This is a genomic window from Rhizobium sp. SRDI943 (assembly GCF_057653695.1).
On record NZ_CM172787.1, the window covers coordinates 4,084,854 to 4,107,911 of the forward strand.

The 23,058-nt window shown below is 60.8% G+C and carries 22 protein-coding genes; 10 read left to right on the forward strand and 12 right to left on the reverse strand.

The features are described from left to right. Nucleotides 1-33 precede the first annotated feature (33 nt). From zapE to sdhC, 6 genes are all read right to left on the reverse strand, one after another. Nucleotides 34-1,197 (reverse strand): cell division protein ZapE, encoded by a 1,164-nt coding sequence (gene zapE, locus AC245Y_RS20565; protein WP_017995379.1) that lies wholly within the window; start codon nt 1,195-1,197, stop codon nt 34-36. A gap of 48 nt (nt 1,198-1,245) precedes the next feature. Continuing rightward, nucleotides 1,246-1,761: a protease inhibitor Inh/omp19 family protein gene (locus tag AC245Y_RS20570; RefSeq protein WP_011653815.1), complete on the reverse strand. Its 516-nt coding sequence runs from the start codon at nt 1,759-1,761 to the stop codon at nt 1,246-1,248. Nucleotides 1,762-2,135: 374 nt separating this feature from the next. Beyond that, the gene (locus tag AC245Y_RS20575) at nt 2,136-2,915 is read right to left on the reverse strand and encodes a succinate dehydrogenase iron-sulfur subunit (protein ID WP_003567268.1); all 780 of its coding nucleotides are present in this window, start codon (nt 2,913-2,915) and stop codon (nt 2,136-2,138) included. A gap of 18 nt (nt 2,916-2,933) precedes the next feature. Next, nucleotides 2,934-4,775, reverse strand: a complete 1,842-nt coding sequence (gene sdhA, locus AC245Y_RS20580) for a succinate dehydrogenase flavoprotein subunit (protein WP_012759281.1) — start codon at nt 4,773-4,775, stop codon at nt 2,934-2,936. 6 nt (nt 4,776-4,781) lie between these two features. Continuing rightward, nucleotides 4,782-5,162: a succinate dehydrogenase, hydrophobic membrane anchor protein gene (sdhD, locus tag AC245Y_RS20585; RefSeq protein ID WP_012759282.1), complete on the reverse strand. Its 381-nt coding sequence runs from the start codon at nt 5,160-5,162 to the stop codon at nt 4,782-4,784. Nucleotides 5,163-5,172: 10 nt separating this feature from the next. Then, on the reverse strand, nt 5,173-5,568 hold the full coding sequence (sdhC, locus tag AC245Y_RS20590) for a succinate dehydrogenase, cytochrome b556 subunit (protein ID WP_012559217.1): 396 nt from the start codon (nt 5,566-5,568) through the stop codon (nt 5,173-5,175). 315 nt (nt 5,569-5,883) lie between these two features. On the opposite strand from sdhC, the gene AC245Y_RS20595 reads away from it, so the two are divergent. Beyond that, nucleotides 5,884-6,375 (forward strand): hypothetical protein, encoded by a 492-nt coding sequence (locus AC245Y_RS20595; RefSeq protein ID WP_012759283.1) that lies wholly within the window; start codon nt 5,884-5,886, stop codon nt 6,373-6,375. 127 nt (nt 6,376-6,502) lie between these two features. Here the strand turns inward: AC245Y_RS20595 and AC245Y_RS20600 are convergent, their stop codons facing one another. From AC245Y_RS20600 to AC245Y_RS20625, 6 genes are all read right to left on the reverse strand, one after another. Beyond that, nucleotides 6,503-6,856, reverse strand: a complete 354-nt coding sequence (locus tag AC245Y_RS20600) for a RidA family protein (protein ID WP_017995382.1) — start codon at nt 6,854-6,856, stop codon at nt 6,503-6,505. Between the two features lie 395 nt (nt 6,857-7,251). Next, the gene (locus AC245Y_RS20605) at nt 7,252-8,121 is read right to left on the reverse strand and encodes a LysR substrate-binding domain-containing protein (RefSeq protein WP_017995383.1); all 870 of its coding nucleotides are present in this window, start codon (nt 8,119-8,121) and stop codon (nt 7,252-7,254) included. Nucleotides 8,122-8,254: 133 nt separating this feature from the next. Next, nucleotides 8,255-9,319: an ABC transporter ATP-binding protein gene (locus tag AC245Y_RS20610; protein WP_020487045.1), complete on the reverse strand. Its 1,065-nt coding sequence runs from the start codon at nt 9,317-9,319 to the stop codon at nt 8,255-8,257. A 10-nt stretch (nt 9,320-9,329) separates the two neighbouring features. Further along, a complete protein-coding gene (locus tag AC245Y_RS20615; RefSeq protein ID WP_017995385.1) occupies nt 9,330-10,169 on the reverse strand; it encodes an ABC transporter permease in 840 nt (279 codons plus the stop codon). Beyond that, nucleotides 10,166-11,050: an ABC transporter permease gene (locus AC245Y_RS20620; RefSeq protein ID WP_017995386.1), complete on the reverse strand. Its 885-nt coding sequence runs from the start codon at nt 11,048-11,050 to the stop codon at nt 10,166-10,168. Before AC245Y_RS20620 ends, AC245Y_RS20615 begins: the two co-directional genes overlap by 4 nt. An 88-nt stretch (nt 11,051-11,138) precedes the next feature. Beyond that, nucleotides 11,139-12,215, reverse strand: a complete 1,077-nt coding sequence (locus AC245Y_RS20625; RefSeq protein WP_017995387.1) for an extracellular solute-binding protein — start codon at nt 12,213-12,215, stop codon at nt 11,139-11,141. A 261-nt stretch (nt 12,216-12,476) separates the two neighbouring features. Here AC245Y_RS20625 and speB point away from each other — a divergent pair, with 261 nt between their 5' ends. The 9 genes from speB to AC245Y_RS20670 all read left to right on the forward strand — a co-directional run bounded on the left by speB (nt 12,477) and on the right by AC245Y_RS20670 (nt 22,976). Then, complete coding sequence (gene speB, locus AC245Y_RS20630; protein ID WP_026157495.1) at nt 12,477-13,538, forward strand: agmatinase; 1,062 nt, start codon at nt 12,477-12,479, stop codon at nt 13,536-13,538. Nucleotides 13,539-13,622: 84 nt separating this feature from the next. Continuing rightward, nucleotides 13,623-14,420, forward strand: a complete 798-nt coding sequence (locus tag AC245Y_RS20635) for a transporter substrate-binding domain-containing protein (RefSeq protein ID WP_017995389.1) — start codon at nt 13,623-13,625, stop codon at nt 14,418-14,420. Between the two features lie 144 nt (nt 14,421-14,564). Next, nucleotides 14,565-15,233: an amino acid ABC transporter permease gene (locus AC245Y_RS20640; protein WP_017995390.1), complete on the forward strand. Its 669-nt coding sequence runs from the start codon at nt 14,565-14,567 to the stop codon at nt 15,231-15,233. Next, entirely contained in the window at nt 15,230-15,877 is a 648-nt protein-coding gene (locus AC245Y_RS20645; RefSeq protein WP_017995391.1) for an amino acid ABC transporter permease, read from the forward strand. The genes AC245Y_RS20640 and AC245Y_RS20645 overlap by 4 nt, the downstream gene beginning before the upstream one ends. 157 nt (nt 15,878-16,034) lie before the next feature. Then, on the forward strand, nt 16,035-17,006 hold the full coding sequence (lhpI, locus tag AC245Y_RS20650) for a bifunctional Delta(1)-pyrroline-2-carboxylate/Delta(1)-piperideine-2-carboxylate reductase (protein ID WP_017995392.1): 972 nt from the start codon (nt 16,035-16,037) through the stop codon (nt 17,004-17,006). A 229-nt stretch (nt 17,007-17,235) separates the two neighbouring features. After that, on the forward strand, nt 17,236-19,086 hold the full coding sequence (locus AC245Y_RS20655; protein WP_017995393.1) for a LysR family transcriptional regulator: 1,851 nt from the start codon (nt 17,236-17,238) through the stop codon (nt 19,084-19,086). A gap of 157 nt (nt 19,087-19,243) precedes the next feature. Continuing rightward, nucleotides 19,244-20,686 (forward strand): UbiD family decarboxylase, encoded by a 1,443-nt coding sequence (locus AC245Y_RS20660; protein ID WP_017995394.1) that lies wholly within the window; start codon nt 19,244-19,246, stop codon nt 20,684-20,686. Further along, nucleotides 20,683-21,258 carry a UbiX family flavin prenyltransferase gene (locus AC245Y_RS20665; protein WP_003543560.1) on the forward strand — a complete coding sequence of 192 codons (576 nt, stop codon included), beginning with the start codon at nt 20,683-20,685 and terminating at the stop codon, nt 21,256-21,258. Before AC245Y_RS20660 ends, AC245Y_RS20665 begins: the two co-directional genes overlap by 4 nt. Before the next feature lie 107 nt (nt 21,259-21,365). Further along, nucleotides 21,366-22,976, forward strand: a complete 1,611-nt coding sequence (locus tag AC245Y_RS20670; protein ID WP_017995395.1) for an ABC transporter substrate-binding protein — start codon at nt 21,366-21,368, stop codon at nt 22,974-22,976. The last annotated feature ends 82 nt before the right edge of the window (nt 22,977-23,058 follow it).

The following is a 23,058-nucleotide window of genomic DNA, read 5'->3' on the forward strand; positions in this document are numbered from 1 at the left end:
TACGTAAACGTAATACATTCTGTCACCAGATTGTTACTCTGCGGCGCGTTTCTGATGGTGCAGCGCAAGATATTCCGCACTGCGCATCTCGAACAGGCGCGAAGCCGTGCGGTCAAATTCGAAGCCCTCGGTGCCCCGACGTTGTAGCAGCAGTTCCTCCGGCATCGCCGCCGCGGAAATGTAAAGCCGCACGGCATGATCGTAAAACGTATCGACCATAATGATGAACCGCTTGATCTGGTTCCGCTTTTCCGGCCCGAGCAAGGGAATGTGATCGACGAAGACCGTATCGTAGCGCTCGGCGATGGCCAGGAAGTCGACCGCCCCGAGCGGTTTGTCGCAAAGATCGGCGAAAGAGAAACGCGCCATGCGGTCGACGGCGAGCGGCACATGGATGTGGCGCCCCTTCATCGGAATATCCAGCGGCTGCGCCTTGCGCCCATGCAGCGCCTGGGTCCAGGACGCATCCATCGCCATGTCGTTATGCTCGTTGATCGGCACCAGGTAGACCGGCTGGCTGCTCAGCTTCTCCATCCGGTAGTCGGTCGACGAATCCAGGGTAACGACATCGACATACTGCTTGAGCAAGGCAACGAAGGGCAGGAAGAGGCCGCGATTGAGACCATCCGCGTAGAGATTGTCGGGCTCGACGTTCGAGGTCGCGACCAGCACGCATCCGCGCGCGAAAAGCTCGGAGAACAGCCGCGACAAGATCATCGCATCGGCGATGTCGGTGACCGTGAACTCGTCGAAGCAAAGCAGTTCTGCCTCGTCGTAAAGCGCTGCGGCGACCGGCGGCATCGGATCGGCCTGCCTCGTCTCACCGTTCTTGAGCTTCAGCCGGTGCGCGGCGATGCGGTTGTGCACATCCGCCATGAATTCGTGGAAATGCGCCCGCCGTTTCTTCCTGCACGGCGCCATCGCGAAGAACATGTCCATCAGCATGGTCTTGCCGCGCCCGACGCTGCCGTGGATATAAAGCCCCTTGATGCCGTCGGCCGATTTCTTCTTGGCGGCAAACAGCCAGCCGAGCGCGCTCGACTTTGCCGCCGGCCGCCGCTGCTTCAGACCGGCGAGCACCCGGTCGAGGCTCTTTGCCACGTCCAATTGGGCAGAATCGGCCTGAAGGGCGCCCGATGCGGTCAGCGCTTTAAGCTGTTCGCAGACGCTGAGCGCATAATCCGGCATTGGTTGCATGAGGGCATATCCGCCTGTCAGTCAACGGCGGAGAACCCGCCGGAACATTTACCGGCTGAGACTGATCGACTGGCCTGTGCTCGTCTGTCCCTGGAAGCGGTTGTCGGCCGTCTTGTAGACGCTGCCGAGCTGGTTGCCCGAGCGGTCCTTGAGCAGCACCTGCTTGCCGGCGACCTCCCAGGAGCCCATCGCCGTCAGCTCGCCGACACAGCCACGCGTTCCGCCGCGCGAACCGCTGCCGAGATTGGTGAGCGTTAGGAACATGTCGCAGCTACCGTTGACGCGCCAGCTCCCGACCATCGATTCCTTGGTGATATCGAGCGCATTCGCGGCCATTGCACCAGGCTCAGCGCCCGGCATCGGCGCCGTCGTCGTCGGCGCGGCCGGAAACTGTGAGCCGCCGGTCGGCGGCGGAAGCTGCCCGCCCTGCACCGAGGGCACCGGCTGCGCCGTCAACGGCGCCGGGCCGGCACTGGCGTTGGAGCTGTAATCATATGCCGTACGCTGACAACCGGCTAGCGACAGAACCACCACCAGACCTGTCATCGCATATCGCAACTGCATCATCATACTCCTGAATTCGGCTGTCGCCGTAGAGAAACGGGCGTGAGACAAGTCCGATTATCGTAATTCGATTTGGTTAATCAAGTCGTGCTGCATAAATTGCCCGTGACAACAACTAACCGAAAAACGATACAGTTCAACTGTCCTGCTGCAAAACTTCCTGCACATAGAATTTGTCAGCAAGGTGTTGAGCGCGTTCATCTCAGTCAGGATCCCTGTCGAACTCGCGCAATGTCCTGGAATAGTGTCTCACCGCATCTTGCAGAAGGATTGCACCGGGATCGATGCGGATGCCCTGTTCGTGCACCGCGACCGAATCTCGGTGACGGCTTCGGAATCGAAGCCGTCTATTCCGCCATCGGTACCGAGGTTGATCAAACCCGGCGCTCGACCATCATCTTCTTGATTTCGGCGATCGCCTTGGCCGGGTTGAGGCCCTTGGGGCAGGTTTGCGCACAGTTCATGATCGTGTGGCAGCGATAGAGGCGGAACGGATCCTCGAGATTGTCGAGACGCTCGCCGGTCGCCTCATCTCTGGAATCGATCAGCCAGCGATAGGCCTGCAGCAGAACGGCCGGACCGAGATAGCGGTCGCCATTCCACCAATAGCTCGGACAGGAGGTCGAGCAGCAGGCGCAGAGGATGCATTCATAGAGGCCGTCGAGCTTCTGCCGGTCCTCATGGCTCTGCTTCCACTCCTTGGCCGGCGCCGGCGACACCGTCTTCAGCCATGGCTCGATCGAACGATGCTGGGCATAGAAGTTGGTGAGGTCGGGTACCAAATCCTTGACGACGGGCAGATGCGGCAGCGGATAGATCTTCACCGCGCCCTTGATATCGTCGAGGCCCTTGGTGCAGGCAAGCGTGTTCGTGCCGTCGATATTCATCGCGCAGGAGCCGCAGATGCCCTCGCGACAGGAACGGCGCAGCGTCAGCGTCGGGTCGATCTTGTTCTTGATGTAGAGCAGACCGTCGAGCACCATCGGCCCGCAATCGTCGACATCGATATAGAAGGTGTCGATAGACGGGTTCTGACCGTCGTCCGGGCTCCAGCGGTAGACGCGGAACTCGCGGGTGTTTTTGGCACCCGCCGGCTTCGGCCAGACCTTGCCTTCGCGCATCTGAGAATTCTTGGGGAGAGCGAGTTCAACCATGTCCGGTTCCTCTTGAGATCAGTACACGCGAGCCTTCGGCTCGATCTTGTGCGGATCGATGCCTTCGGCAATGAGCTCGGTGTGAACAGGACGATAGTCGAGTTTCACATCGCCTGCCTCGTTCACCCAGGCGAGCGTGTGTTTTCGCCAGTTGACGTCGTCGCGGCCGGCGAATGCACCCTCGGTATAATCTTCGCGGGCATGCGAACCGCGGCTCTCCTTGCGGGCCTCGGCTCCGTAGATCGTCGTGATGGCGTTGGCCATCAGGTTCTGCAGCTCCAGCGTCTCGACCAGATCCGAGTTCCAGATCATCGAGCGGTCGGTGACCTTGATGTCCTTCATCTCGCCCCAGATTGCCGAGATGCGCTGGCAGCCCGACTCCAGCGATTCCTGCGTGCGGAACACCGCGGCGTCTTCCTGCATGGCGCGCTGCATCTTCTCGCGCAGTTCCGCCGTCGGTGTGCCGCCGCTGGCGTGACGCAGACCGTCGAAGCGGTCCATGATCTTGTCGCAGGCGGCGACGTTGAGATGCGGGATCGGCGCTGCGCGGTCGATCACCTCGCCGGCGCGGATCGCAGCGGCGCGGCCGAAGACCACGAGGTCGATCAGCGAGTTGGAGCCGAGACGGTTGGCGCCGTGCACCGAGGCACAGCCGGCCTCGCCCACAGCCATCAGGCCGGGGATGATCCGTTCCGGATTGGCACCGTCGGCGTTCAGCACTTCGCCCCAATAATTCGTGGGAATGCCGCCCATATTGTAGTGAACGGTCGGCAGAACCGGGATCGGTTCGCGTGTAACGTCGACACCGGCGAAGATTTTGGCGCTCTCGGAAATCCCCGGCAGGCGTTCATGAAGAACGGCTGGATCGAGATGATCGAGATGCAGGAAGATGTGGTCCTTCGCCTTGCCGACACCGCGGCCTTCGCGGATTTCCAGTGTCATGCAGCGCGAAACGACGTCGCGCGAGGCAAGGTCCTTGGCCGAAGGCGCGTAACGCTCCATGAAGCGCTCGCCCTCGGAGTTGACGAGATAACCGCCTTCGCCGCGCGCGCCTTCGGTGATCAGACAGCCCGAACCATAGATGCCGGTCGGGTGGAACTGAACGAATTCCATGTCCTGCAGCGGCAGGCCGGCACGCGCCACCATGCCGCCGCCGTCGCCGGTGCAGGTATGGGCCGACGTTGCCGAGAAATAGGCGCGGCCGTAGCCGCCGGTCGCCAGCACCACCATCTTGGCGGCGAAGCGATGGATCGTACCGTCATCGAGGCACCAGGCGATGACGCCGGTGCAGCGGCTGCCGTCTTCCGACATGATCAGGTCGAGCGCGAAATACTCGATGAAGAACTCGGCATTGTTGCGCAGCGACTGGCCGTAGAGCGTATGCAGGATGGCGTGGCCGGTACGGTCGGCAACGGCGCAGGTGCGTTGTACCGGCGGGCCTTCGCCGTAATTCTGCATGTGGCCGCCGAACGGGCGCTGATAGATCTTGCCTTCCTCGTTGCGCGAGAACGGCACGCCGTAGTGCTCGAGCTCATAGACCGCCTTCGGCGCTTCCATGGTGAGATACTGCATGGCGTCGACGTCGCCGAGCCAGTCGGAGCCCTTGACGGTGTCGTAGAGGTGCCACTGCCAGCTATCCGGCGTCATGTTGCGCAGCGAAGCGGCGATACCGCCCTGGGCCGCGACCGTGTGGGAGCGGGTCGGGAATACCTTGGTGATGCAGGCCGTGCGGAAACCCTGCTCGGCCATGCCGAGCGTGGCGCGCAGCCCGGCGCCGCCGGCGCCGACGACGATCACGTCGTAGGAGTGATCGACATACTTGTAGGCTTTGCCGTTCTGGGCGGGTGAAGTCGGTGCCATATCAGCTTATCCTACGAATGCGATTTTCAGAATGGCGAAGAGACAGAGGCCGGCGATCAGGATCGCAAAGAACGTGTTCAGCATCAGGAGAACGATCTTGCCGAATTCGCCGTGCACGTAATCCTCGATGATGACCTGCATGCCGAGCTTCATGTGGATGACACCGGAGATTACCATCAGCCCCATGACCACGGCGACGAAGGGGTTCGATAGGGCGCGAACCACATCCGCATAGGGCGCGCCGGCATAGGCGAGCATGAAGAAGACGAAGAAGAGGATCAGCGGAACATTGGCGACGGCCGTCAGCCGCTGGCGCCAGAAATGATCCGTTCCGTCCTTGGCGGAGCCGAGCCCGCGAACCTTGCCGAGGGGGGTGCGCATATCCATGAGAGGACCTTCAGAAGCGAATGAGGAAGCCGATCACCCAGACCAGCACGGTCAGACAGAGCGACCCGATGATGTTGGCGATGGCGAGCTTGGTCGAGAACTCTTTCCCGAAGCCATAACCGAGATCCCACATGAAGTGGCGGAAGCCGCCGAGCATGTGGTGCAGCAGCGCCCAAGTATAGCCGAGAAGCACGAGCTTGCCGAGAAGGCTGCCGAGCACCCAGTTGGCCCAGTCATAGGAGCCCTGGCCGCTTGCCGCCGCGATCAGCCACCAGGCGACGAGCAGCGTGCCGACGTAGAGCGCGCCACCGGTAATGCGGTGGACGATGGACATGACCATAGTGGGAATAGGCTTGTAGATTTGCAGATGCGGCGATAGGGGCCGGTTATTTGTCACGTTCGCCATCAGAACCTCGCGGCGGCTTCTCTGCGCTCCCGGATTTCGGAGCATGCTCAGTCAACCACACGAATGACAAAATTCTCTGTGTGCGTTGCATCAATTGCGACGTTTAATCACCGGGAACGCCGACGACAAGCACAATCGCTGTCTGCTTTTAATTTAATCGATTCGCGTTACCGGGAAGTTTGCAGGCTAACAAAACTGGTCTCTTCCGCTCAAATTTTGTGCCGGTTGTCCGACCTGAATGGACAAGCTCCGGCTTTTGGCGCAATCTGGCGTTAACGATTTGTTAGGGATCGGAATTCCGGAGGCCGGCCACCCATGTTTCGCAGTCTGTCCGCAGTCGCCCTGCTTGCCCTGTCCGTGCTTGCTGCACTTCCCGCCGAAGCCGGCGACCGCCGCAACGATCATCGCTTTCCCGGCCATCGTCACGCTTTCCACGGCGGATTACTCCTCGGCGAACGTGCCATCTGGCGTGATCGCGGCATCCGTTTCGACAATGCCTATCGATATCGGAACCGCAAAGAACGGATGCCGTTCCTGAAACAGTTTTCATCGCCGGCGACAAATCGCATAGCCCGCAACAATCTCATCGTCGTCCTGCCCCAAACGCAGGGTGGTGACGGCGGCGGCACTTATGCCGGCTCTTCCTATGTCTATCAGGTCGATGGCGGGACCTATGTCGGCGGCAACGGCTATGGCTATCCTACAGCACGGCCGGAGCTGCTGGCCCCGAAAGCAAAGGTCATCGATATCGCAGTGCGGGACGATCCCTGCTCCTATGAGGCCAATGTCTGCGTCATCCGGCCTTAGAGCCTGTCGCGCAAGAGTATGCCGCGGTTTTGCGACAACGACACGCCTAAAACAAAGACCTAAAGCGCGAGGAGCGAATCTGAAAGGTCGGGACGCGCTTTAGAGCAGGATGACGAATGCAGGCGGCTCAAATTTGCCCGTCCCCACTCTTTCGCGACGCGGCTACGTCGATACGGATGGCGCACATCGGCGGGAGATTCTTGTCCTCAAACGTCGCCCGCCGTGGCGTTCCGCTATCCGGCATCCAAGCATCCCAGGCTCTGTTCATTTCCTCGAATGAGGCAAGGTCCCTGAGCCAGATGTTGGCGAGAATGATCTCTGACTTGTCGGTACCTTCGCGCAGCAGCATGTCATTGATGCGTTCCAGTATTTCGTTGGTCTGCGCCGTCACGCTCGCTCCCCTCGTCAGGTTTGCGACCTGGCCGGGCAGATAGGCGGCATCTGCGAGGAGAGTTTCGTCAACTTTGGCTTGCCCCATCATCGTATTCGCAGACTTCCAATGCTTGATATTGGGTCGTCGACCCTTCATCCGATCACTGTGGGGCTTCGCCCGCCACTTCGGTAGAGGGAATTAATTTGAGCCGATATAATGGAAGCTGAACGCTCCTAGAGCCTTTCCTGGTCAGCTTGAAGCATTCTGTTGGCTCAAACGGAGTCGGATGGTCGACCGGCCGGCGCGCGTCGTAGCCCGGCTCTACGGCCAAGCCGGCCGGTCGATCAGCCGGCCCGTTTCAGCCAACCCGAAGGGCCGGGCATCTTTCCGCCAGGACAAAGGCGATCGGCTCGGACGTACCCTGGGGTATGCCCGTCGCCAATCGCCTCTGCCCTGACGAAAACCTGCTCCGGCAGAATGCTGCAATCTGACCAGGAAAGGCTCTAGCTGGACAATATGGCGGTATGCCGCGAAATGAAGTCCACAAGATAGCGCGCGCCTTCGGCCGACTCGGATTGAGCATACAGACCGATCTCGATGCGCACCGGACCGGGCAGATCCGCCGATCGGTCAAGCGTCCGGCAGCCCTCCGGTTTCGTCGTGAGCATCATTGGCGCGATACCGATACCGACGCGAACCGCGGTCGCCATGGCCACCAGCGTCGATGCGACGCACGCCGTCTTCCACTTGATGTTTCGCTGGGACAGAGCCGCAATCGTCGGAAGCGTCCAGGGACACTCCTCCTCGAACATGATGATCGGAAGCGGTTTTTCCGTATCCGCCACAAAGTCGGATCTCACCGTCCACATCAAATATTCGGTCCAGATCAGGGTCGGTTTTCGCGAGAGGCAGGTGATGTCGCAAACCACGAGATCCAGCTTCCTGTCTTCAAACAGGCTGGCGAGGCGGCGATTCGGCTCGACAATGATGTCGATCTCGACCTTCGGGTTCTGGGCTCTGAAGGCACTAAGAATGTCGATCAGGTGGCCAGCTGCGAAGTCCTCGACGACGCCGAGGCGAATGCGGTCCTCGATCATCTTGCCTGTCAGCCTTTTCCCGACCTCGTCGCTGAGGGCGACCATTTCGCGGGCATAAGCCAGCATGATCTGCCCATGGCTCGTCAGCTCGAGGCCCTTTGACGAACGCGAAAACAGCGTAACGCCGACAAGCTCCTCCAGCTTGCGGATCTGCATGCTCACGGCGGCCTGCGTTCTGTTCAGCTTGACGGCTGCTCCATTGACGGTGCCGATCTCCGCGACGGTCAGAAATGCACGAAGCAGATAGGAATCAAGATCAAGCATCAGAAGCCGCATTCCATACTTTGTGGCGCTCGATAGCCGAGGGCCCCTCCGCCTATAAGCGGATATTGGACGAACCATGTTCTTCCGGCAACTGGTGACCCTTAGCCCCCGGGCGCAGCACAAGCTGCGCCCCATCAATGCCAGCTTATCGCGCGAAGAGGACGCATGCCTCGGGCGGAATGGAAACGCTGATCTCCTGCCCCCGAGCGAAGGCTATGTCTGGACGGTTCGGGCAAGCCGAGATTATCCGGTCGCCACTGACGAGGTCCAGAACGACATGCCTGAAGGCACCGAGTGTCACGACGTCGGCAACGCGTCCGGTCATGGCTCCGGCAGCCGGAGCGCCGGACGATATCTCGACGCTTTCCGGCCTCACGCAAATCTCGGCGGCACCTGAAAGATTTGCCGTGGACGCGACCGGAAACTCCCAGCCGGATTCGGAGCGAAATTTGCGGGCCGTTCCGCCCGCGGCCGAAATCGAGCCATGAATCCAATTCGTCCGACCCATGAAATCCGCGACGAAACGTGAGTCTGGACGCCAATACACATCATCCGGCTTGCCGGATTGCATGATTGCCCCGCGGTTCATCACGAAGATACGCTCTCCCAGGCTCATCGCCTCCTCCTGGTCGTGGGTTACCACGATTGCGGTCGAGCCGACCGCGGCGAGCACATCCTCCAATTCGGTGCGCAGCTCATGCCGAAGCTTGGCGTCGAGGGCCGACAGAGGTTCATCCAGAAGAACGAGGCTCGGATGGGTGGCGAGCGCCCGCGCAAGCGCAACACGCTGCTGCTGTCCGCCGCTCAACTGGTGCGGCCGCCGCTGTCCGAAACCGACGAGCCGGACGAGCTCAAGCATCTCGGCAATGCGGCGCGGTATTTGCCCCGGCGGATGGTTGCGATGGCGAAGTCCGTAACCGATGTTCTGTTCGACTGTCATATGCGGGAAAAGAGCGTAGTGCTGGAACAGCAGCCCGACATTGCGCTCATAGGGTTTCAATCCGGCCATCGGCTCGCCGTCGATCAGGATCGAGCCTTTGTCGGGCCGCTCGAATCCGGCAATGAGCCGAAGAATGGTGGTCTTGCCGCAGCCGCTCGGTCCAAGCAGTGCGATTGTTTCACCTGGGTTCACAGAGAAGGAGATATCACCGAGGGCGACAGTTTCGCCGAAGCGCTTGCTGACCCCTTGAAATTCCACGGCAGAAATCATCGTATTGTCCTCATGAACGAAACAAACCTTGGCCCACGACAGTGTCAAAGCCGACGACACGGTCCAGCACGACGATCAGCAACGCAGTGACGGCAATCAGGACCACGGCCGCCGCAGCGATCGTCAGATCGAAAGCCGCGCGCATGTTGCTGACCAGCGTAACAGGCAAGGTCGTTGCGGACGGATCGCTCAGAAACAGACTGATCGATACGTCATCCATCGAAATTGCGAAGGCGAAGATCGCGCCGGTGACGACGCCCGTCCGCATGAGCGGCAGGGTTATGGTCCAGAAGGCCTGGCGCTCGGTGGCGCCGAGAACCATTGCGGCTTCCGTCAATCGTTGGTCGCTGCCGAGAAGGCTGGCGAGACTGGTCCTTATGCAATAGGGCAACGTCACGATCACGTGGCCGAGGAGCAGGCGCGCCATACCATTTGTGATGCCGGCCTTGGAAAGGAAAAGCAGCAGGCCGAATCCAATGACAACCGGCGGGACGATGAGCGGCGAGAGAAAGGCCGAAGTCAGCGCTGCCTTTCCTGGAAAATTGCCCCGGGCAAGACCGACAGCCGCCGCAGTTCCAATCGTGACGGACAGAACCGTCGTGAGTACCGCCAAGATGAGGCTGGTGCGCAGGCTGGCAAGGATATCCGCCTGGGAGACGAGCCGTTCGAACCAGTGAAGCGACAAGGCAGGTGGCGGCATCGGGCCGAGGTAGGTCCTGGCGTCGAAAGCCATGACGCATGTTATCACCAGCGGGATGGCGAGGAACGCCAATCCAAGGCCGATGACACCGTAGGCAAGGGAACCGGCGATCCGGTCTCCGGTTCTCGCGGCAAGAGACTGCATGCTCATCGGGAAACCCTCCGCGCCTGCGCAAACGTTATGGCAGCGACGACCGCCAAGGCCGCGGCAAGCATGACGAGCGAGATCGCCGCACCGCTCGGGTAGTTGGCGATATCGCTGAACCGGGTGTAGATGACATTCGACATGAAAAGCACCCGGCCCCTCCCGAGCACCATGGGAATGACGAAGGCGCTGATCGCGAAAGTCAGCGATACGAGCGTGCTTGAGATCAGAGCCGGGAAGCTCAGGGGAAGCGTGATCGACAGATGGGCTTTCCATCCCGGCGCGCCGAGCGACTGGGCCGCATCAAGCAGACGCGGATCGATCGATTGCATCGCGCCAATCAGCGTTAGCGTTGCGACCGGTATGATCGAGTGAACCAGACCCGCAATAACGACGATATTAATATATTCGCGGCTGTTGGGCGAAAGGCCCAGTGTCAAGAGGAAGGGTCGGAAGATGCCGACCGACCCAAAGGTCAGTTCGATCGCATACGTCTTGATCAGGACGCTGGAAAGAACAAGCGTAATCAAGAAGCCGAGGGTGAGCGTGCGCATCCGCGGCGAAATGCGCCGCACGATGAAATAGGCCAGCGGGAATGCCACAAGCTGGCCGATGATCGCGGCAACTCCGCCAATCCAGAAGGTCGTCAGCAGGACGCTTGCAAACGCCTGGTTTGCAAGCTCGTAGTAGTTTTGAACCGTTGCCGCGGCATTTTCCACGGAGCCGACGCGCCCCGGCGTAAACTCCTTCAAGCTTTCGATTGCCAGGTTGATGAGCGGTGACACAAACCCGAATGCGAACACCAGCAGGGCTGGCCCGAGCGTCAGGGCAGCATCTCGGCGATCCGGAATTGAAATGGCAACGGGTTGCCGCCTTACCTTGGTCATGATGGAACAGCCTTTTCCTCGCCCTTGCGGGCCATGAGAAAGGGAGGTTGTCGAAGTCCGCGCCTACGACAACCTTCCGCGAGGTGTCTTAGAGCAACGGGGCGATATCCTGCTCCCAGCGCTTGGACCAGGCATCCTGCTGTTCGAGAACGACATTGTAGTCGGGCACATAGACGAAGCTCGAAAACTCGTCCGACGTGAAGGACAGATGCTTGAGATTGTCGGGTGTGACCGCCTTGCTGTTCAACGGCGCTTCGCCAGCCACCTTGGCGTAGAGCGAGTTCATGTCCGGGGTGATCGCGAAGTTGACGAAATCGAGCGTTGCCTTGGTGTTTGGTCTATTCTTGAGGACGCCGAAACCGCTCTGGTAGAGGAAGGCCTTGAAGTTGCTGTCCTTGGTGAAACGCGTAACCGGGAAGTTTTTGGCCACCGCCGCCCAGCCGGGCTCAGCGAAGAAGCCGACGGAGGTCTCGCCCGACGTCAGCGAATTGGTGAAATCGATATCGGTGACGGCAACGCGGCCGATATTGCCGGATTTCGCCAATTCCGTCATGAGCTTCCACCCGGGCTCCATATTCGTTTCACTGCCGCCGGCGTGAAGGGCGAGCGCGACGATCTGGAGCATCATGCTCTGTGTCGGGCCTGGCCAGCAGATCGCACCCTTAAGATCGGGGCTCAGCAGATCATCGATGGTCTTCACGGCGATCGGAGCCGTGTCGGTTCGGGCGCCGAAATACATGCCGCCAACTGCGCGCGGGACCGCTTTGATGTTGCCCTTGCCGTCACGAATGATGATTTTCTCGGGAATATTCGCGAGGTTGGGAATATCGGCAGGATTGATGGTTTCGAGCCAATCCTCCTTCACCATGCTGTTGAACGAGCCTTCCCAGCCGGCGACATAGTCGTAGTCGACATTCGGCCAGACGGCCTTGATCTTCGGCAGGATGGCGCCCGCGCCGCCCTGGTGAAGAACCCAGTTGAATGTCGCCGCATTCTGGTCGGCGGCAATCTGCTTCATCGCTTCGACGACATCGCCGCCCCATTCGACGGCGGTGAGATTGCCGCTGCCGGCTGCGGCGGATCTTGCAAACCCGGTCATCGTGCTGGCAATCCCCGCGGCGGCGGCGGATCCGAGGAAGCGGCGGCGTGTCATATCGTGCAACATGGTAGGTTCCCTTTGCTGTCGGCCCTCTGCCGGGCCGTTCGCATCGGAGACTGCTTGGAGGTTGCCAGCCGCGGTAGTGGGAAAATTCTCGCCGGGTTATAAAGTTTTCTGAACACCCCGATGAACGCGCGACCCGCATCGCTAAGCCTCGGCGGATCCGAGCTATCAAGAATCGTTATATCCCCTCTCGAATTTTCGCGGTTCCAAGAGAAGTGGGCGGCGCCGATGATGATGGCAGCATCAATACGGTGGGAGCCTGCCTTGACCATTGACCGGGATTTTCTGGAAGACTTGAGAAAGCGCTTCGGCAGCGCTGCAGGCGGAGAGATGGAAGATCCGCACTTCCGCGCCGTGGCGGCGAGCGTATTCAAGGACGGCGACAGCCGCAAATGGCCCTTCGCCGATCCTGCGACCTTTCTGGATGCCCGTTTCATCGAGAACGGCTTGCGGCCCGAGGTGCTTGAGGCGCTTGACGTGGCTCTGATCGGCGTGCCGATGGACCTCGGCGTCACCAATCGCGCCGGCGCGCGGCTGGGGCCGCGGGCCGTCCGGGCGATCGAGCGTATCGGTCCCTACGAGCATGTTCTGCGTGTCGCGCCGATGGGAGGGCTAAAGGTCGCCGATGTCGGCGACGTGCCGATGCGCAGCCGGTTCGGCCTCGCCGAATGCCATGCCGACATCGAGGCCTGCTACCGGATGATCGCGGCAACCGGGGTTATCCCGCTGTCGGTCGGCGGCGACCATTCGATCTCCGGCGCCATCCTCAAAGGCCTGGCGGCCGGCCAGCCGGTCGGCATGATCCACATCGACGCTCATTGCGACACCGCCGGTCCCTATGAGGGCTCCAAGTTCCACCACGGCGCGCCTTTCCGCGAGGCGGTTCTGGCGGGTGTGCTCGATCCGAAGCGTACGATCCAGATCGGCATCCGCGGCGGCGGCGAATATCTCTGGGAGTTCTCCTTTGCCTCCGGCATGACCGTCATCCACGCCGAAGAGGTGGCGGAGATGGGGCTCAAGGCTGTGATCGCAAAGGCTCTAGAGGTTGTCGGCGCGGGTCCGACCTATCTCAGTTTCGACGTCGACAGCCTCGATCCGGCCTTCGCTCCGGGAACCGGCACGCCAGAAGTCGGCGGGCTTCAGCCGAGGGAGGCCCTGACCCTGCTGCGCGGCTTCAAAGGCATCAACCTCATCGGCGGCGACGTCGTGGAAATCGCGCCGCAATACGACAACACCACCAACACCGCGCAGATCGCCGCGCAGGTCCTGTTCGAATTCCTGTGCCTCGCGATGTTCAGTCCCGCGGTCAGGACAAAGCTGACCTGAGAACCAGCTCCACAACGGCAGCGTGCCTCGTGCCCGCTGCCATCCATCACCTGTCGCACAACACGTCTCAAAAAGGGGAACGACATGACTGCTCTTATGAAGTTGCATTACACCGCCACCGCGGCAATTGCCGTTTTCGGCATCCTGGCAGGGGCCGCGCAGGCCGACGAACTTGCCGATATCAAGGCCGCAGGCGAAATCAACATCGGCATCTTCTCCGATTTCCCGCCCTTCTCTTCGGCAAGCGCCGATATGAGCATCAAGGGCTATGACGTCGACGTCGCCCAGAAGATCGCCGACGGGCTCGGCGTGAAACTCAATCTCGTCAGCGTTACCGGCCAGAACAGGATCGCCTACCTGAACGACGACCGCGTCGACCTGCTGATGAGCGTCGGCTATTCGAAGGAGCGTGCCGAGGTTATCGATTTTGCCGCCCCGTACGCCCCCTACTATATCGCCGTCATCGGTCCGGCTGCGCTGAAGGTGAGCGGCAAGGAAGACCTCGCCGACAAGACCGTTGCCGTCAATCGTGGGACGCTCGAAGACACGTCGCTGACGGCCGTCGCCCCCGGCTCGGCTGCGATCCAGCGTTTCGAGAACTATAATTCGGTCATCCAGGCCTTCATATCCGGCCAGACCCAGCTGATGGTCGTCGGCAACGATGTCGGTGCGCAGGTTCTGGCACGACAGGACGAACTGAAGCCGGAGCAGAAATTCCAGCTCCTCAGCTCCCCCTCACACATCGCGCTCCGCAAGGGCGAGGAAGGCCTGAAGAAAGTCGTCAATGACAGCGTCGCCGCAATGATCTCCGATGGTTCGCTCGACGCAAGCTCGAAGAGCTGGCTGAAAGCGCCGCTCAACCCTGAAAACCTGAAGGACTGACGAGGGCGGCCTCCCACTCACCAGAGTATGATGCCGAAAACTGCAAGCGATTGCGGTGGCATCATGCTCCAATTCTTTGGTTGAGAGGCGGATCGGGATTTCGGGCCGACCCGGCCCGGATCATCCGGCTCCAAAGGACAAGCGATGAGATACAGCCTCGATTTCAATTGGCTTTGGGACGGAATGGGAGCTCTGGCTTATGGCGCATGCACGACGCTTGCACTGACGGTCTCCACATCGGTCCTCGGGATCGTTCTCAGCATTCTCGGCGCGGCTGCGCGCCGGGGACCTTATCCATGGTTGCGCAAGGTCGTCGGCCTGTATGTGGAAATCATGCGCAACACGCCATTTCTGGTGCAGCTGTTCTTCATCTTCTTTGGCTTGCCTAGCCTCGGCATTCGCCTCGATCCGATCACTGCCGCCGTCCTTGCCATGACCCTCAACATGGCCGCCTACACGATCGAGGTGGTCGGGGCCGGGCTCGATGCCATACCGAGAGGCCAGAAAGAGGCGGCGCAGGCACTCGGCCTCAGGCCTCGGCTGGTGTTCTTCAAGATCATCCTGCCGCAGGCGATCGCCATCATTTTTCCGGCGCTGACGAGCCAGATCATCATCATGATGCTGGAATCGGCGGTGGTTTCGCAAATATCCGTCCGCGAGCTGGCGCAGGAGGCCGATCTGCTTCAATCGCGCACCTTCCGCTCCTTCGAGACCTATCTGGTGGCGACATTGATCTACCTTTCAATGTCCGCCGCACTTCGCCGGCTCCTTTTCGCCGGGAAACGCCGTTTTCTGGGAGCCGGTCTGGCATGATTGAGTTCACCTTCTGGGACATTCTGCGCAATCTTGTCTTCGCGACACGCTGGACCCTGCTGCTTTCGCTCGCAGCCTTTGCCGGCGGCGCCATCGTTGGCCTGGCGATCCTGTCTGCACGGATATCGAAAACACGCTGGCCGCGCAGCTTCGCGTCCGGCTACATTGCCCTGTTTCAGGGAACGCCGCTCCTGATGCAGCTGTTTTTGATGTTCTTCGGCCTGCCGATGCTCGGCTTCCGGATCGAGTCATGGACCGCCGCCGTCTGCGGCCTGACGTTCTACGCCAGCGCTTATCTTGCCGAAATCTGGCGGAGCGGCGTCGAGGCGGTGCCGCGCGGGCAATGGGACGCCGCAGCCAGCCTGGGCTTGCATCGTCTCCTCGAACTTCGCCTTGTCATCCTGCCGCAGGCTTTCCGGATCACGCGCGCGCCGACCGTCGGGTTCTTGGTCCAGTTGATCAAGAGCACCGCACTGGCCTCGATCCTCGGCTTCGACGAACTGCTGAAAACCGCAAACGCCATCAACAACGCGACCTTCGAACCTTTCAAAGTCTACGGTCTCGTCGCGCTGATCTTCTTCGCCCTGTGCTATCCGCTGACGCAATACGCCAGAATGCTGGAGAAGAAAGCGGCGTTTGGCTGAGCGGTGCCGAGTTGCTCCGCATTCCGATCGCAACAAAGTGTCCAAAGGGCCGATGGCGGTTGAATGCTGGTACGCCGCGCAGCGGCGACGCGGCTCTCGTTCAATCACACAGAATTCGCTTTATCCAGCAGTCAGAATTTACCGGGAGATCGCTTCAATGACCGACACACAAATCCGTATTCTCGATGCCCGGACAACGGGCGAACTCCTCCCTTTCGGCCCGCTGGTTGCGACCCTGCGGCAAGCATTCGCCGAAGGCTGTGTCGTGCCGGTGCGGCATCACCACACGATAGCCAATAGCGGCGAGCCGGATGCGACGCTGCTTCTGATGCCTGCCTGGCATGAAACGCACCGGTCGGAGCGCTACCTTGGCATCAAGATCGTCACCGTCTTTCCCGGCAACACGCTGCGCGGCATTCCCGGTTTGACCTCGACTTACATGCTCTACGATGGTCGGACCGGGATGCAGCTTGCGCTCCTTGACGGAAACACGATCACCACGCGCCGCACGGTAGCGGCATCGGCCGTTGCCGCGGATTATCTTGCCCGAAAGGACGCCCACCGTCTGCTGGTGATCGGCGCAGGCCGCGTCGCGAGCCTCACACCCGATGCCTACCGCGCCGTCCGGCCGATCGCAGATGTCGATATCTGGGATATCGATCCCGCCAGCGCCGAACGACTGGCGCAGAGCCTCCGGCAACGTGGGCTCCAGGCCACTGCCGTCACGGATCTGGAAGCAGCAGTGCGGCAGGCCGATATCGTCAGTGCGGCGACGCTGGCGACAGCACCGCTTATCCGCGGCGCATGGCTGCGGCCGGGCACCCACGTCGATCTGATCGGCGGCTTCACCCCGGCGATGCGCGAGGCCGATGACGAGGCGCTCCGGCGCTCGTCTGTCTATATCGACACGCACGAAGCCCTTCACGAAGCGGGCGATCTGGTTCAGCCGATCAGGGCCGGCGTCATTTCCGCTGACGCGGTGCGTGCGACACTTGACGAGCTGTGTCGCCGGGATGTTCCAGCGCGGACGTCCAACGATGAGATCACTCTCTACAAGGCCGTCGGAACGGCGTTGGCCGATCTTGCCGCCGCGACAATGGTGTATGAAGCCGCTTTGATCGCCGGCTGACGTCTTTTTGGGTCCGGGCGATCGCGAATGATCTGAACTCCCGGTTTCGACGCTCTCGGCCTGTCCAGGCATTCGATCGCCAGTGCTGCGAGCGACCAAAGTCCGACACCGACCATGTCGGTTTGGTGGGCGAAGGGGAAGCAATGGGCCGGCGCTGATATTCGTGCGGTATAACGCTTTGTATGCCATAGTCGGGGAAGCCCCTTGTGCAATCCGATATAGACCCGCAGTGATTACAAATCCGCCGCGCATCGAAATCCAGCAACTGGCCCATTTCGTGCTGGCCTGTCAGAGCCCGACGCTGGCAGAGACCGCGCGCGAGCTTGGAATTGCTCCTTCGGCGCTGACATCAAGTCTGCGTACTTTGGAAAATGAACTTCAACTCAAGCTCTTCATTCGGAAAAGCGGTCACCTCAGCCCTTTACCGGCAGCCTTCTGGCTGTTTCAGCAGGCAACGGCCATCCTTCATCGCGAAAGGTTCGTGCGTCGGATGCGGAACGGGGGCACGGCGCCCCTTCGCATCGATATTCGTCTCGATCTCAGTTTCTCCATCGGCCGGTTTTCGAAGGCGATCGGACGTACCGTCGAAGATATGGAACGCGAGCGGCCCGACCTGCTGATCGACGTGATGTTTGCAGACATGCGAGAAAAATCCCTTGTTGATGACGGGGCCGCGGAAATCCCGGGCAACGCGGGTTCGATGGAGATCGAAGTCGGCTATATGACCGGCGTGCCATCTGCGAAGCTGCCTGCGATGACGCCCTTTTACGATGAGGTCTGGTTTTCCGTCGGAACGGCGGAGGCCGCGGTTGATCTTCGCTCCCCCAATCAGAAATTTGTCGTTTTGAAAATGCGTCAGGCACTTCGCGATGCCGTTACCCGATATGCGGACGAGCATGGCATCCGCGACCGCATGATCCTGATGGATGAGGAGCCGGCAGACCTTCATCGACTGCTCAACGAGTTTCCGCAAATGCGTTTCCTGATGCCCCGCAGTATGGTCGCCGACCGGCTCGGACTTGCGCGCCTGCATCTGGAGCCCCTCGATCCGCCATTGTCGAGCACCCTGGGCGTGCGCGCAAACGGGCCGGACCAGGAGGTCGTGTCCGCCCTGCTTTGCAACCTCAAGAAAAATCTGCAGGCAACGGAGGCCAATATCGTCTTCCGGCCGCAGTTGACGGCACGTCAATTGCACTACTTCAACCTTGCGCATCTCAGCGGAGGCATTTCGGCGGCGGCGCGCGCGGCGCATATCACGCAACCTTCCGTTTCGACCCAGATTCAGAAGATCGAGGCAGTCGTCGGGCAACCCCTGTTCGAACGGCGACGCAACGGTGCCGAGAGCACGAAGGCCGGCAAGGCATTGCTTCCCTTCACCCTGGAGATCGAGGAGCGCATCGATAACCTTCTTCGGGCCAGTCTGGATATTGCCGCCCACACACAGGCGACCATCTCGATCGGCATGCTGCCGAGTTCGGGGCATGACAGCGTCATGACGGACAAGGTGGCGCAGGCACTGACGGCAACCCGCCTTGGCCATCCCGAATACCGGCTGAGAATCATCGAAGGTTCCAACGCTGCGCTTCACGACCAGGTACGTGCGGGAGAGCTCAATCTGGCCATTGTCGGTGCCGTCCAGACGCAGATGACCCGGATCCATCTCGGGCCGAGCGAGCGCCTGTCGGTCGTTGCCAATCCGGCCTTGGACCTTGCCGGTCGAACGGAGATTCCACTGGCCGAAGTTTGTGGATTTCCGCTGGTTCTCGGAATCAAGCATCTCAGTATCCATCAGGCGTTCATGGCAGCCGCCAGCGCGCGGCATCTGCGTGTCGAGCCGGTCATGGACGTCGGTTCTCTGCCATTGGCCATCGCCATGGTCCGCCGCTTGCCGGTCTGTACGGTCCTGCCGGTGTCCTCGGTCCAGCAGGATATCGACAGCGGGCGCCTCACCGCGGCGCCGATTACGGAAGACGTCATCGCCGGAAACCTCTCGGTGATTTTCTCCGGCGAAAGGACGCTGTCCGAGGCCGAACGGACGATGATCCAGTCGCTCGTTGCCGTCTTCGGCCGACAGGCGTGATCTAAAAAACATATCGTGTCGAATCGCGCTCATGCACCGAGCATTCTGATTTTCCTATCCTCCAATTCATGATTTTCGAGCTACCCAGCCTCCGGCCTGCGGCTGATACTTGCCGCATCAAAACAGCCCTCGGAAATGACTTTCACAGGATTGCCGGATGAATGATCACCCTGATCCGCTTGAAAACCCGGCCATGACATCCGGGACGGCCGGCGCTGCAATGCCACGCAGCGAAAGCGATCAGTCGTGTCGGGGCATTCTTCAGGAGCTCGACCGTCGCGGTCAGCTGCTGGTGATTTCGGAGGAGGTCGACCCGATCCACGACGTATCGGCCATTCTTTCCATCGTCGATGAAAAGGCGGCGGTGCGGCTCGACTGCATCAAAGGTCACGACATGCCGATCTTCGGCAACATCCTGTCGGATCTCGATCGTGTCGCCCTGGCGCTTGACGTCGCGAAAAGCGATATCCAGGAAAAGCTGCTGTCCTCGATCGCCTCTCCGGTGCCGCCAGTCTTCGTGGACGATGCGCCGGTACAGCAACAGCTCTTCCAGGACGACATCCTGACCCGGCTTCCAGTCCCGACCTTCTTTTCCAAGGAGACCGGTCCTTACATTACCGCGGGTCTGATCGTGGCGCGCGACCCTGAAACGGGCTTGGGCAACGCGTCCTATGCCCGCATCAAGGTGCTTGGTCCGAACGAGGCGATGATCGGAATTGCACCGAACCATCATCTCGCCATCATGGCCCGCAAGGCGGGCGCCAAAGGCGAGCCGCTCCCCTTCGCCGTCGTCCTCGGCGCGCATCCAGCCATTCAGCTTGCCGCCTGCTTCTATCTGGGGCTTGGTGACGATGAAATGCACTGCGCCGGATCGCTGCTCGGCGAGCCGGTGCGGCTTGTCCGCTGCAAGTCGATCGATCTTGCCGTGCCTGCAGAGGCGGAGATCGTGCTCGAAGGTCATATTCATATCGACGAGCCGATCCTCGAAGGGTTGGTCTCAGAATATCACGGCATGTACGAGGATTACGGTTCCGGGGTGCGCGTCAGATTTGAATGCATGACTTGCCGCTCCGACGCGATGTTGCAGGTGATCGAGCCCGGTTACCACATGGAGCACCTCTATCTCGGCGCGGTGCCGATCGCTGCCAGCCTCAAGGCCGTCATCCGGCGGTCCGTTCTCAATGTCGGCGAGGTTGCCGTCACCGCATCAGGCAGCGGACGGAACAACGTGGTCGTGCAGATCGATGCGCCCCGCCCGGGACAGGCACGCCGCATCATGTCGATCTGCTGGGGTGCGGTCAGCATCGTCAAGAACATCACGATCGTCGACAGCGATGTCGACCCTTGGGATCTCGATGCCGTCGAATTGGCAAAGATGACGCGCATGCGCGCGGAGCGCGACATTCTCATCGTCACGGACCTTCCGGCAGACCGGTCCGAGCCTCAGGAAGACGGCGGCGTGATCACCAAGGTCGGTTACGACGCCACGATGAAGGCGGGTGACCGAAGGGAAGGGTTCGACAAGGCGCTTCCGCCGCCGGATTCCTACGAACGGATGCGCCAGCTGCTGTTGCGCGTCAAGCCGGAGATGCTGATTTGAGGCGATTGATCATCGGCATATCAGGGGCTTCCGGCGCAATCTACGGACTGCGTGCGCTGGAGATGCTGCGGGACTTCGACGATGTCGAGACGCATCTCGTCATATCGCCCTCGGCGATCCGCACGGCACTGGCCGAAGGGACGGGAAAGACCGCGGACGAAATCCGTGGCCTCGCCGACCGGGTCTACAGCCACGGGGATATCGGCGCCTCGATCGCCTCCGGCTCCTTCCGGTGCGACGGCATGCTGGTTGCGCCATGCTCGATCAAGACGCTGAGCGGGATCGCACATTGTTATGCGGACGATCTGATCGTGCGCGCCGCCGATGTCTGCCTGAAGGAACGCCGTCGGCTGGTGCTGATGGTGCGGGAAACGCCGTTGCATGCGGGCCATATCGCGCTGATGGACCAGGCAACACGCAACGGCGCCGTCATCATGCCGCCGGTGCCGAGCTTTTACACGCTGCCGAAATCAATCGCCGAAATGGTCGACCAGACTGTGGGGCGTGCGCTGGATCAATTCGGGCTTCATCATCCGACGGTCAGGCGCTGGACGGAGGATCATAACGACTGAGCCATGAAGAGCAGCGCTGAAAGCTGCCGGGCCATCATGTCAACCGCATGCAAAACAACGACGCACAATCACTCCCCCAGGGGAACTCAAAAAAAGGAGATAGAGTGATGTTGTCAGACAATCGTTCCAGAAGGTTGCAGAGCCTGTTCATGCGCGGCGGCGCCGCGTTGCTGTTGTCGCTGATGGCGGCCGCACCCGTGATGCTCGCCGCGTCTCACGCGGGTGCGCAGACGGAAAAACCGGTCAGCGGCGGCACGATGACCATCATCAACGGTTCGGACATCAAGAGCTGGGATCCGGCGATCACCGCCGGCACCTATCCCGGCGGCCCGATGGATGTGCTCGACGCCGTCTACGGCTTCATCGTCTACGTCAACGACAAGGGCGTCGTGACCGGCGGCATGGCCGAAAGCCTGACCAGCACAGACGCCGTGACCTGGACCTTGAAGCTTCGCAAGGACATGAAGTTCACGGACGATACGCCCTATGATGCGGAAGCCGTCAAATACAACTGGGACCGCGCCGCCGATCCGGCCACGCTTTCACCGGCACAGCCGTTCATATCCTCATGGAACAAGGCGATCAGCGTCGTCGATCCGCAGACGCTGACGATCAAGCTGACCTCCCCGAACGCCAATTTCGCAGCCCAGATCGCCGAGCTGTGCCCCTTCATCGCCTCGCCGGCAGCATTGAAGGCCGCCAAGGAAAAGACCGACATCAAGCCGGTGGGCGCCGGTGCCTTTACGCTGACCGAATGGAACCAGGGCATATCGATGACCATGGCCCGCAATCCCGGTTATTGGGATCAGCCGCGCCCCTATCTGGAGACGATCAAGTTCGCGATCATTCCCGAAACCAACAGCCGCATCGCCACCGTCGTGCAGGGTGGTGCAACGATGATGGCCGGTTATCCCTATCAGTTCGGCTCGAACGCAACGGCGCCGGGGGTTGCGACCCGCGAGATCCCGATCCGCGGCATCAACCGCGCCTATCTCAACCAGGCCAAGGGTGTCTTCACGGATGTTCGCGCCCGCGAGGCCTTCTATTCCGCCATCGACCGCGCGCGGCTGATGCAGGCCTTCACGCAGATGCCCGGATACAAGGCACCCAGCAATTACTTTGGAGAGAATTCGCCCTATTTCGACAGCGCTTCATCGCTTCCAGCCTATGATCCGAAGAAGGCGCAGGAACTGTTCGACGCTCTGAAGGCGGACGGCAAGCCGTTCTCGATCAAGATCGTCACCTATACCAACTCGGACCTGAAGCGTCTTGCCGCCTACATCCAGCAGGTGCTGACCGGCTATGAAGGCGCCTCGGCTGAGATCGTCGAGGTCGACCAGGCCTCGCTGATCCAGCGGTGCAAGACGCAGCTCGACTTCGACATCTGCGTCGAAGGCGGGGTGCTGGTGTCGAACGGTGCCGAGCCGAACATTTCCAACCTGCTGAGTTCCGGCGGTGCTTTCAACTGGGGACAGTACAAGAGCGCCGAGATGGACGCTGCATTGAAGGAGGCCAGCTCCACCCTCGACCCTGCCGCTGTCAAAGCCGCCTATGTCAAGGTTCAGAAGCTCGTCGCAACCGAAATGCCGCTTTACATCTTCGGTGAACAGACGCGCTCGCTGCTGCTGCGCGACAATACCGGCGGCGTCGTTCCTTCGAACGGCGGCATCCTGCAAAAGCAGTTCCTCTACGTCTGCACGGATGTCTGCCAGAAATAGCGGGTTCCAGATCACGACGTGCAGGCTCGCCCGGAAGATCCGGGCGGGCAGCGAAGGGCCGGTCGATGGGCTGGACGACCGT